Source organism: Succiniclasticum ruminis DSM 9236, from assembly GCF_900112895.1.
Classification (GTDB): domain Bacteria; phylum Bacillota; class Negativicutes; order Acidaminococcales; family Acidaminococcaceae; genus Succiniclasticum; species Succiniclasticum ruminis.
In genome coordinates this window covers 79,838-91,979 of the sequence record NZ_FONL01000008.1, presented here as the reverse complement: position 1 = coordinate 91,979, position 12,142 = coordinate 79,838, and the positions used below count along the sequence as shown (strand labels likewise).

10 protein-coding genes are annotated in these 12,142 nt (G+C 51.0%); all 10 read right to left on the bottom strand.

The genetic code is table 11. The features are described from left to right. Positions 1-22: 22 nt before the first annotated feature. Positions 23-1,282 carry a redoxin domain-containing protein gene (locus BM159_RS07165; protein ID WP_093913561.1) on the bottom strand — a complete coding sequence of 420 codons (1,260 nt, stop codon included), beginning with the start codon at positions 1,280-1,282 and terminating at the stop codon, positions 23-25. A 30-nt stretch (positions 1,283-1,312) separates the two neighbouring features. After that, positions 1,313-2,284, bottom strand: a complete 972-nt coding sequence (locus BM159_RS07160) for an MFS transporter (RefSeq protein ID WP_093913560.1) — start codon at positions 2,282-2,284, stop codon at positions 1,313-1,315. A 110-nt stretch (positions 2,285-2,394) separates the two neighbouring features. Continuing rightward, positions 2,395-2,928, bottom strand: a complete 534-nt coding sequence (locus BM159_RS07155; RefSeq protein WP_093913559.1) for a hypothetical protein — start codon at positions 2,926-2,928, stop codon at positions 2,395-2,397. 35 nt (positions 2,929-2,963) lie between these two features. Next, positions 2,964-4,193 carry a Zn-dependent hydrolase gene (locus tag BM159_RS07150; RefSeq protein ID WP_093913558.1) on the bottom strand — a complete coding sequence of 410 codons (1,230 nt, stop codon included), beginning with the start codon at positions 4,191-4,193 and terminating at the stop codon, positions 2,964-2,966. A gap of 187 nt (positions 4,194-4,380) precedes the next feature. Next, complete coding sequence (locus BM159_RS07145) at positions 4,381-5,679, bottom strand: amidohydrolase (protein ID WP_093913557.1); 1,299 nt, start codon at positions 5,677-5,679, stop codon at positions 4,381-4,383. A gap of 120 nt (positions 5,680-5,799) precedes the next feature. Then, on the bottom strand, positions 5,800-7,020 hold the full coding sequence (gene dcuC / locus BM159_RS07140; protein ID WP_245763672.1) for a C4-dicarboxylate transporter DcuC: 1,221 nt from the start codon (positions 7,018-7,020) through the stop codon (positions 5,800-5,802). 290 nt (positions 7,021-7,310) lie between these two features. Then, entirely contained in the window at positions 7,311-8,627 is a 1,317-nt protein-coding gene (locus tag BM159_RS07135; RefSeq protein ID WP_093913556.1) for a CapA family protein, read from the bottom strand. A 40-nt stretch (positions 8,628-8,667) separates the two neighbouring features. Continuing rightward, the gene (gene rlmD / locus BM159_RS07130) at positions 8,668-10,098 is read right to left on the bottom strand and encodes a 23S rRNA (uracil(1939)-C(5))-methyltransferase RlmD (RefSeq protein WP_093913578.1); all 1,431 of its coding nucleotides are present in this window, start codon (positions 10,096-10,098) and stop codon (positions 8,668-8,670) included. Positions 10,099-10,274: 176 nt separating this feature from the next. Further along, positions 10,275-10,739 carry a Fur family transcriptional regulator gene (locus tag BM159_RS07125; protein WP_245763671.1) on the bottom strand — a complete coding sequence of 155 codons (465 nt, stop codon included), beginning with the start codon at positions 10,737-10,739 and terminating at the stop codon, positions 10,275-10,277. Between the two features lie 175 nt (positions 10,740-10,914). Further along, positions 10,915-12,132, bottom strand: a complete 1,218-nt coding sequence (locus tag BM159_RS07120) for a hypothetical protein (protein ID WP_093913554.1) — start codon at positions 12,130-12,132, stop codon at positions 10,915-10,917. Positions 12,133-12,142: the final 10 nt, after the last annotated feature.

The following is a 12,142-nucleotide window of genomic DNA, read 5'->3' as shown; positions in this document are numbered from 1 at the left end:
GTGGGTCGAGTTCAGACTGTCATCATTCCGCTGTCTGCAAAACCTGTTGGATAATTTTTTCCAGGTTTTCCGCCGAAAGGGCTCCCTGCACCCGGCCAATCACATTCCCCCTGCGGTCAATCAGGTATGTGGTAGGGATAGCGCGGATGCCGTATGCTTCGAACAGCTTGCCTCCTTCGTCCATCAGAACAGGATAGGAATAGCCGTTTTTATCCATAAACGCCTTGATGCCGTCTTCATCTTTTTCGCTGCCCAGTTTCGGTGCGGCCACGCCTAACACAATCACTGCGTCCCTGCCGTCCCGGGGAGAACGTTCATACAGTTTCTGGATGTCCGGCATTTCTGCCCGGCAGGGCGGGCACCACGTGGCCCAGAAATTCAGGAAGATGATCTTGCCTTTATAGTCGGCCAGGGTGTGAGTTTTGCCGTATTGGTCTTTTAACGTAAACGGAATCGCAGCGACTGTATTTTCGTCTTTCTTCTCACCTTGCGTTGCATTTTGGGTTTGCGTATTCTTTTGTAATGCATTATCTGTCTGCTGCGTGTTCTGTGTTGCATTTTGCTGCGGTGCGGCAGTGCCGGTGCCGTCCAGTTTTCCACTAAACAACAGCAACCCCAGCGCAATCATAAGGACACCGCCCGCTTTTACCGTAAACCTCATAACGCCTTTATGTTTTTGCACCAGGTTCAGTACGGTTTCCGAAAACAGTCCCAACAAAAGAAACGGAATCACAAATCCCAGCGTGTAAAACAAAATCATCACCATTCCCTTCTCCGACTCTGCCGCCGCCAGAATTAAAACACTGCTTAACATGGGCCCCACGCAGGGGGTCCAGGCAAAGCTGAAAACAAAACCGAAAACGAATGCCGTAACAGGAGATGCTGTCATCGTTTCAAACCGGAACGGCAGCCTCCGCTCTTTAGCCAGAAAGCCCCACTCCCCCAGCAGACCGGACTGGTACAGCCCGAACAGGGTCATAAGGATCCCGCCGGCGCGCGTAATCACTTTCTGGTGTCTGATCAGCACGTTGCCCGCTGCCGAAGCCCCCAGACCCAGCAAGAAAAAAGCCGCGCTGATGCCCAAAATAAAAAACAATGTATTTATGATGGCCCTTCCGCGGTCAAAACGCAGGGAACCGTCCGCATCCCGCCCCGCCGTCCCACCGGACAGATAGCCGAAATATACCGGCAGAAGCGGCAGCACGCAGGGAGAAAAGAAACTGAAGAGTCCCTGCAGGAAAACGGCAATGGCCGAAATATCAGAAGTTAAAACAGCATTCATGAAAAACCTCAGTTCACGTCCCCGGTCACTTCAGTGACCCGGTTTTTCCGCACTTATCCGTAACAGCCAGCCCGCCGCAGCCAGACAGAGGAACTGCAATACGGCCATCCCCTGAGGCGATATGGAAAAGCCCTTATAAAAGACGCCCGGCAACAGACAGCCGGCAGCCAGGCCGAACATCATGCCAGGATACCGCGGCTTGCACCAGTGTACCAGCCGCAATGTCAACGGCATGGTCATGTTAAAAGCCAGAACCAGAAGCACGGATGCAACCAGACCGGACAATTGCAACGCGATAAAACTCAACAGGAAAATAAAAAGGATGGTATTCCGATAACCTGCCCTGTCGCAGATAATGCCGCCCAACGCTTTCCCCGCTGCAAAGACGCAAGGGAAAAGCATAACATATGTACTGGCAGCGCTACCGCTGCCAAAGCCACGCAGCACAATACAGCCTAACAACAGAACAAGGCAGATGCCGGCAAGCCAATGTCGGGGAACAGTTTGCACTGTAACGGCTTCGGGAATTTCCGTACGCCACAACCTGTACGTCACCATAACGCACAGCACGGCGCAGGCAAGCAAAAACGGATACGTGCCTACAATGCAGTTTAATCCAAGGGCCAGCCCTACTGCGCCGCTGGAAACAAAAATCCCCAGTTCCTTGTAGGTCGTGTAACGCCGCAATACCAGACTGCCCGCTGCCACATGGAACACGCTGTTGCCCGTCCCCAGCAGCAGCGTTTGCGCTTTGATGCCCAGCGCGGCTTGCGTACCCGTCCCTAAGGTCACAAGGACAAACAGGAACGCGTAGCGTATCCAGTTTTCTTTTTTGTCAAAAATCCAGCCCGTCAGCCACTGCGTGCCAAAGGCAATGGCGTTATACAGGCCGAAATAATAGACGATGGGTGCCAGCGACGGTTCCTGCACGGCATAAGCCGCCATGGCCGCCGCACAGATGCCATCCACCAGAAAATGCAATGCCGTAAAGATTGCTAACAAACTCTGCCTCGCTTAGCTGTAAACACTGTCAGAAAGAAACAACTGCAACTCCAGACAATCACTATACTAATGAGATGAGAAAAATAAACGCACCTGCGCCAGAAGTAAACTTATAATTTTTTTAATACCCGCTTTCCTTCTTCAAGTGTCAATTCATAAACACCTTCTATCGATTCGATTGTCGAATCCGTATCAATAATTTTCGGACCATAGCGGGTTTCCTGGAAACGGTACAGGCAGAAGTCCACAGATACCAGAAGCTCCGCTTTCTCTCTTCCTTCCGGAAGCTGTAAGGCAAATTCCCGGCTGTCTGACTTCGTTTTTAAATCCTGAACAGAATATCCTCCTCCGCCTGCAATCTTCTTCAGATCACTGTCAATCCACGCATACACTTTGTATTCCCACTCACAGGGACCGGGCAGGGTCACCTGCAAAAGATACGTATCCTTCGTTTCTTCTGCCTTTTTCAGTGTAAATCCAGGTTCACGCATTTTATAAACCTTCGTCACCGGAATCGGATCTATTTCAGGCCGGTGCGGTCTCCGGTACGGATTCCCCGGGTCGATTACATCCGCATGGACAACGGGAAAGAACGATACCAGTGACAGAACGACAGTCAGTAAACCTAACAATAACGTGCGCATAGCCTTCCTCCTTATTTTATCTTTATATTGCAATCCTACTGCGCTTCCCGTTTCAGAATATCCGCAAGCACTTCGATGCCTGCGCAGATGGCTTCTGTCTTTGCAAATTCTTCCGGGTTGTGACTGATGCCGCCCTTGCAGGGAATGAACAGCATGGTAGTCGGACAGATGGCCGGCATATGCATGGCGTCGTGACCGGCGCCGCTGTTCATGTGCAGGAAGGATTTCTTCTGTTCTTTGCAGATGGCTTCCGACTGGGCAGCCAGTTTTTCATCCAAAGCCACTGGCTTGTCAGAGGTCAGCATTTCTTCTCTGATTTCCACGCCGTCGGTCCGGGCCGTGCCCTGGGCCGCCTGCCGGATTTCTTTCAGAGTGCGCTGAATGCTTGCTGTATCCACGCCACGTACATCTACCCAAAGGGTAACCTTGCCAGGAACCACGTTAATAGATCCCGGATCCACTTCTACAATACCGACAGTGCCTACCGTCCCGTTTTCCTTTTCATTAATAGCCGCCGTCTCCACAGCCAGGACCAGCTTGGCCGCGCTGACCAGCGCGTCTTTGCGGTAACCCATGGGCGTCGCGCCGGAATGATCGGCCGTCCCGGTTATGTGCAGTTTGAAACGGGTGGGCGCCGCGATGTTATGGACAATGCCGATCTGGTTCCCGGTTTCTTCCAGTACCTTGCCCTGTTCGATATGCATCTCGGCAAAGCATTTATAGGCTCCCGGTTTCAGCAAGGCCTTTTCATAAGCTTCCAGATCGCCGCCCCATTCTTTCACCGCTTCCTTAAAGGTAATGTCGTCCTTTCGGCAGGCGTTGGCGAACTTCTCCGGCGCAGCTTTCCCTGTAATCAGTTTGCTGCCTATGGTTGCAAACCCGAAACGGCTGGACTCTTCCGCCCTGAATACGATCACTTCAATACTGCGCCGCAGCGTTTCATCCGCCAGCATGTGCAGCGCTTCCAATGCGCCGACAACACCGCACATTCCGTCATAGGCGCCGCCGTGAATCACCGTATCCAGATGGGAGCCGCAGGCTACGGGAGGAATGTTCGGATCCAGCCCCGGACGGCGAAGGAACAGATTCCCCAGCACGTCTTCCCGCACTTCCAGATTCAGATATTCAATCTGCTTCAGCAGCCACATCTGGGCCGCTTTGTCCGTACTCGTATACGCCAGACGGGTAATACCCGCATCGGTTCTGCCGAATTTTGCCAGGCCGCCAATCAGTTCTTCCACACGTTTTTTGTTAACAGGCAACATACATTTTCTCCTTTTGCAATATGCAACTCAACTACGCAACTTTATTTTCTGTTTTAGTCTGAAAACCTGAACCTTACCCTTTCATACGCAAATCACTGCAACAGGTCTAACTTTCTCACTTTCATTATGACAAAAAAAGCTGCAATTGTAAACATCGTCTGATGCTGTACAATTGCAGCTGATTGTTTTACGCGCTGTACTTCACGGCCAGTTCTGTCAGAGTCGCGGCCGCCTTCCAGATTACTTCCTCATCAAAGTCGAAGTGACTGTTGTGGTGCCCAGCCGCAATCGGCGTTCCGTACATCATGTACGCCGCTTTGCCGCCACGCTTCTGCACCCGGTCCATAAAGTAAGTGCAGTCTTCGCTGCCGCCCATGTCCACATAGGTCAGCACATGGGCGTAGCCGCACTTTTCTTTCACCAGCGCCGCAATTTCTTCTGCCAGTTCCTTATCATAAATGCTGGCCGGAGCGCCCCCCGCTAACGAGATGTCTACTTTCACATCATACAAATCCGCAGCCGCCTGCAGCATACGGCGGGCCTCTTTCACCATGAACTCATTGATTTCCGTGTTGCCGCCCCGGGTCTCAATTTTCATGGACGCGATATCCGGTACAACGTTCCGCCCGGTTCCCGCGTTAAGCACGCCTACATTGATGCGGCTGGAGCCCTGGCTGTGCCGGGAGATTGTACTTAAACTGATTGCTGCCTGGGCAGCTGCCAGCAAGGCGTTCTTCCCCTCTTCCGGCGCCGCTCCCGCATGGGCGGAAACGCCGTGGAACTCTGCGTCCATCTTCGTCGTGGCCAGGAAGCCGTCGGTCATGGTGACCAGCGTATCCGCCTGGGTGCATTTGAAACCAATGTGTCCCCCGAACAGGAAATCCACATCGTCCACCACGCCGGCATCTACCATGGCCAGCGCGCCCCGCACACCTTCCTCCGCAGGCTGGAAGATCAGTTTAATACGTCCGTTCAGTGCGTCCATATTTTCTTTTAACAGTTTCGCCACGGCGAGGCCGATAGTCACATGCCCGTCGTGCCCGCAGGCATGCATGGCTTTCGCATGGGTGGAACAAAAGCCTTCGGCCGCGGGACGGTGTCCCTCTCCTTTTTCCTCTTCCACATCGTTGCAGTCCATGTCAAAACGGAAGGCAACCGTCTTGCCGGGTCTGCCGGTATCCAAAATGCCTACCACACCGGTTTTGCCGCCGGCCATCTTTTCCACCAGCACAGGGTCCGCGCCTTCTGTGATGGCACGTTTCATATATGCTTCCAGTTCCTTAACGGATGGACGCCCCATCATGGATTTTTCCGCCACCACTTCAGCGCCAAAATGCATTTCGTAGCCCAGTGCTTTCAGTTCATTGATTATCAGGGAAGCCGTGCGGAACTCCGTCCAGCCTGTTTCCGGATGGGTGTGGAGATCACGCCGCCTGGCAATCAATTCCGGTTTTAATGCTTCTGCCTGTTTCCAAATTGTTTCCATAATATCAGCCGTTCCTTTTCTTTAAACTGTCAGTGCCAATAATTATATGTTCCGCGTACCCGCACTGTACGGATACGCGGAAACTTATCAACTTTAAAATATTAATATTCTTTAATCAAATCAGAATGCCAGGAACATCATGCCGATGATCATAGCGAAGACCATGGGGATCGCATTGCGGCGGGTTACTTCCATGGGGCTGATGCCTGCGATACCGGCTACGATGATGGTTGCGCCGGCAATCGGGGACATGGTACGGCCCAACGTGCCGCCCAGGGTCGCCATGGAACCCATCTGCACGATGGACATGCCGAAATCAGCAGCATGGGGAGTAACTGCTTCGTTGAAGGCAAAGGTTGCAGCGTCGCCGGAACCGGTGATCAGGCCCAGCAGGAAGGGACCTACGGATGCGCAGATTTTAACGATGGAGGGGTTGTTGGTCATGGCAGCGATGAAAGCCTTGACCAGACCCATGGCATTCATACCGGCTACGAACACACCTGCCGCCAGGATGATACCGATGATGTCGCCATAAGCTTTGCCCATGCCGTCAAAGAAAGACTTGGTCAGCGCCGCCGGGTTGGTCCGGGTCACGATGCAGGTCAGGATCGCACCGATGACCATAGCCTGTGCTACGCCCATCTTGAACATGGGAACCATCTTGGTAGCGCCTAAAATCAGGATTGCGATAGGAACAACAGGCATCAGGGCATACAGAGGATTAACTTTAAATTCCGTGTCCAGTTCCAGACCTTCCACAACATGACCTTTATTTTCTTTCAGGAAATAAGCAATTGCAGTTAAAACTACAGCGCCTACAATCAGGGAAGCAATATTGGCTTTGTAATGGAAAGCGATGACGTCCATTACATTTACACCGGCAATCTTAGCTACAAACGGGTTATGGGCCAGGCCCGGGTTCAGCATGGAACCGTAGGTGCCGCACTTAACGGCAGCCGCAGCCATAGCCGGATGCACACCGGCGCCCATCAGAATGGGAATAAAGATGGCGCCTGCCGCCGCTGCCGTTCCTGCCGCACTGGGCAGCGCCACGTTAACGGCATAGGTCCCAAAGATTACACCGGGAATCAGCAGCCAGTTTACTTTTAACAGCAGTTTTGCCAGGGCATTGATCAGGTGTTTATCGCAGCCTGTAAAACGCATGGCCAGCGCAAAACCCATACTGGAGCAGGCGGAAGAAATCATGCCACTGCCCATGCCTTTGGCAAAAGCGTCCAATGCTTTCATGGGAGCCCCCGACGCCAGGCACATGACGATACCGGCACAAACCAACACCATTCTGGCCTCATAGCGCTTTACCAGCAGGAACAGCGCTGCCAAAACAATAAGACAACCTAAGATTAACTTAACATAACCCCCTTTGCCGGTATTGTTATAACAGCAACAACTCCGGCTTCACTTAAATAATCAGGCAATGCGCCAATAAAAAAGGCATATTCACCTATATTATTATTAGTTTACAGTATATCACTGCCAAAAGGACTTAACAATATTTTGGGCGCAGGAATACTGTATACACAACAACGTACTGCCAGACTGTTACACTGCAAACATTCCAGAAAGAAAAACGGAAAAGCATGGCGCTTTTCCGTTTTTCAAAATGAATTCTTCTAAATTACAATCTTTCCTTTGCCGTCCGCAATCTGAATCGCAGTTCCGTATTCTTTGGACAGATTCGCAATATCCGCCAGAATCTGTTCTCCATATTTCGCATCTGCCAGTTCCGGACGTCCCCGCAGGCTTCTTCCGTTCTTAAAGCCCAAACTCAGGGGCTGCAAATCCACTTCCCGGATTGTGCCGTCTGCCAGCGTAAAGGAAGCCAGCGCCGATTCAAAGACGAAATGATCCACCGCCAGGCCCCTGGTCCCGTTGGCGCTGCGGGCATCCAGGCCGTCCGCCACCGTGTTGTCCGGCCCCAGGTCGTATAAATCGTAAAATTCTGTGGGCTGGCGTTCCACCGAATCATTTTGGAAAATAAAATCGCCCAGACTGTAGAATACGGGTTTATCTTTGTAAATCTCAACGCCGCGCCAGATATGGGGGCCGTGCCCGATGTAGGCAGAGGCTCCGGCATCGATGCAGAGCTTTGCGAAATCGCGGCAAAAATCCGCCGGCCGGTTCTTCGCCATTCCTTTACGTTCGTGGCTGTGGTGGCTTACAAATACAAAGTCCGCCTGCCGTTTCGCTTCTTCGATGGAACGGACGATCCGGTCCGCGTCCTTTTTGTTCATCGTGGTGACGGTGCCGGGCTTCTCCCCGCGACCCGTGGCTTCAAAGCGAATCTTCCCGATCAGGTAACCGCCGGTCAGGGGCTTATTGAACCCTTCTTTTTCCAGCAGCATACGGTCGGCATTTACTTCGGTCTGATCAACGATTTTGCGAAGGGTGTCCAGTTCTTTCGGTCTGACTTTGTGGACCGTCTGGTACCGCAGCACGTTGGCGCCGGGCCTGCCCAGTACATCCCTGCGCGGATTGGACGCCATCCCCCACTCGTTCATGGTGGAAGTGACACCGATAATCGCCACCCGCCCCTGAGGCAGATCCAGGTACCGCGGCTGGGCCGCTTCTTCCAGATTGATCCCGCAGCCGGCATGTACAACACCGGCAGCGTCCAGATGCTTTTTGGTAGTGAGGATGCCGCCCAGATTCCAGTCGATGGTATGGTTATTGGCCCAGGTATAGAGGTTGAATCCAAGATACTGCAGATCCTGCAGCACGGCCGGACGTGCGCAGGCCCAGGTACCGCCGCTGACAGGAGCGGGGAACACTTCAAAATCATGAAGCAGGATCTCAAAATTGGTAAAACGCACATCAAAACGTTCCAGATAGTTTTTCAGCGCCGCCAGCTTTGCGTCCCGGGGCAGCCGCTGCGTAATAAACGAATCCCCTGCCAGCACCATGGAAACTGTTTTTTTCATTTTTTGCATGATATCCCCTCCCCTTAACAATTAAAATTAAAACAACTTTCTATGCTTTCTGTTGTGTCAGCAGTACCACCGTCTCCACATGATGGGTCCTGCTGAACATGTCACAGGGCTGCACTTTACGGATTGCAAAACCGTGTTCCCGCATATAAGCCAGGTCCCGGGCCAGTGTCGCCGGGTTGCAGGAAACATAGACCACGCGTTCCGGTTTTACTTTTGCAATCGCTGCCAGGACCCGCTCTTCACACCCTGCGCGGGGCGGGTCCAGAACCACCACGTTGGGATGCATGCCTCCCGCAGCCAGTCTTGGCATTTCCACGGCTGCATCTCCCAGCAGGAAATCCGCGTTATCAATATGGTTTGCCCGGGCATTCTTTTTGGCATCCCGTATAGCGGACGGTACTATTTCAATCCCCAGAACCTGCTTTGCCTTTTGTGCCATAAAAAGAGTAATGGTTCCGGTGCCGCAATACAGGTCCACTACGGTTTCCGTCCCGTTCAAACCCGCAAATTCCAATGCAGTGTTGTATAATTTTTCCGCCTGCTCACTGTTGACCTGGAAAAATGACTGGGCCGAAATATTGAATTTCAGGGCGCCGATCTTATCTTTAATTGTCAGACTGCCTGCAATCAGCCGGGTTTTCTCCCCTAAGATTACATTGGTAGTCCGTTTGTTCACGTTCTGCACTACGCTTTTCACGCCGGGAACCGCAGCTTTCAGCATCTTAACCAGTTCTTTAAGATGCGGCACGTTTTCCTGTGCCGTTACGAGACAGACCATAATCTCCCCGGTGTGTACACCCACTCTTCCCATGATGTGACGGACCGTACCGCTCCCTTTGTCTTCATCATAGGGCATGATTTTGTATTGCTTCATCCAGGTCCGTACGACGGCAGCAATCTCATTGTTTTTCTGTTTCTGGATACAACAGTCGGTTACATCGATTACCCGGTGTGTATTCAGGGCAAAGCAGCCGATTTGCAGCCGGCCGCTTTTTCCCGCTACGGGAAACTGCATTTTATTACGATAATATAGTGGATGTTCCGAACCGATTACAGGCATTACTTTGACATCATGAAGATGCCCAATTCGTTCCAATGCCGCTTTTACCTGCTCCCGCTTTTCCTTCAGTTCCGCCTCATAAGAAAGATGCTGCAGCTGACAGCCTCCGCAGGCTTCGTACACAGGGCAGGCGGGAACAACCCTGTCAGGAGAGGGAGTCAGTATTTCCTTTAATGTCCCGATAATAAAACTCTTCTTTATTACCGCAGCTGTCGCCGTAACTTTTTCGCCCGGCAACGCTCCCTGAACAAACACTGCGATATCCCTGAACCGCCCTACACCTTCCCCGGCGCTTCCCAGTCCCGTAATCTCCAGTTCCATCTCCTGCCCTTTCAACACAGGGGAAACCGCCCGGGGCTTTACAGGGGCTTTGCCGTCTGATTTATTATTATCCGGTTTTTTCTTCACCATGGCTCTTGTCATTACATTATCTCATTTCATCAGTATTTTCATAAGAAACAGAAAAAAGTTGCGGACATGCCATCCGCAACTTAATCATACCCTACTTGTTTTTGTTTGTAAACAGATACATAAATTTCAGGAAAACTAATTCCTTTACCAGCATATTTTACATCATAATTACCGGATTATAATTTTTTGCTGATTTTATCCGGTTTCCTGCCTTCTGCTTTGGCCTGCTCCACTTCCCGTTTTTTCGCTTCCAGTTCTTCAATCTGGCATTCCGGGCAGACTCCCTGGAACACGATATTATGGTTTTCCATACGGTATCCGGTCATCTGCGCGATTTTATCGTCCAAATCCTGGAAATAATCCAGGTCATCCACATTCATAAACCTGTGGCATTTCACGCACTGCACATGATAATGCTTTGTCAGCATATGATCATAGCGGTCTGCGGAACTGGGAACCGATACACGATGCAGCAGGCCGCTGTCAACCAGTGAATTAAGATTTCTGTATACAGTACCCTTGCTGATATCCGGATAATCCAGGACAATACGATTGTACACTTCTTCTGCCGTAGGATGGTTGCTCAACGAACGTACTGCAGAAATGACCAGCTGGCGCTGAATGGTATTCCTCTTTTGCACAGCCATACCTCCAATCAATACTTGTTACTAAAAAGGCTTTTTTTTACAAAACATAAAAAATACAGCGTATTAATCGTTTTATTTTTTTCTTTCTAAATATGATTTTACCATATTTTTTTGTTTTGTAAAGGCTGTTCTCATTTCGAAGAAAATATAATTAAGATTTTTTACTATTTTAAAGTCTGTTCACAGTCCAGAAAACGCGAATCGGAAGATTGGAAGCACCCGGCGGCGACCAGATAAACTCCGCGTCTTTCCTCTTATGGTTCGGCACATGGAGAAAAGCGTCATCCACCTCATCCCCTTTGCCAAAAAATATCTTTTTGCCAGGAATACTGATAATGTCTGCTTTTTCCTCCGAAAGCATGAGTCCTGCTCCATAAAACTCACCACCCCAGGGATTGATTCCCATCTGGATGGGATGTTCGCCAGCCACACTATAAATCAGATGATAGACAACACCGTAATTACCATGGTTTACGGTCTCCGTGCCGGTCATCCTGTCTGTCCCTGTCAGGAAATACAGATCATCCGAGCCTGCCATGCACAGGGCCCTGGCCTGATACCATTTCATCTGTATCGGTTCTTTGATTATGTAAGTCAGGTCCGCGTTCCGGTAAGTTCCCCGCAGCGGATGTTCATCCATGGGCAAAACAGCGCCATCCTTTGAGAATTTCGCAACGTCCTCCTCCGGATCGCACATCATGATTACAACTTCGACCGGATGATTCGCATGGAAGTCAAACATGCCGGTGAGCAGCTGTTCCGGTTTCAGGCGAGCACCGGCGTGCTGCATATTACGCCCCTGTGACAGAACCTCCAGATATTCCCCCTTTGCCAGCGTTGTCAGAGGCAAATCGGAAACTTTTTGATAAAAGCTGTAATCCGGCAGTTCCTTGTTGCGCGCAGTGTTGTTCCTGCGCTTATCACGTTTTTCTTTCAATTCATTCTTATGAGCTTTCTTCCATAATTCTTTGTAATCGTTAAAGTACCGCGTCTGTCCCTTTCGCGCAGAAACATAATACAGTTTATCCGGATCTCCGATTCCCCGGCATCCCCAGGTAATGGTAGTCCGATTATTAACAGGACGCATCAGGACGGCAAGTTTTTTGGTGTTCCTGGTTCCGTTTACATGATGGAAGAACACCCTGCCTTCTCCTTCCACAATGTCCTTGTATAAAATCCCGTCTTCATAAACCATCTCCGGACTGTCAGAAAAGAGCAGTGTGGGACCGTTTTGCAGTACTCGGACGTCCACGTCCTGATACTTTTCAGGCGCTTTCCGGTAACCCGCCTCTGCGGATGCAGGAGAAAAAACGCCTCCCAGCATGCCGACACCTGCCAGCACTGCCGCAATGCGTGAGGGTAATTTGAAAAATGAAAGCCAGTTCATTATGATTCCT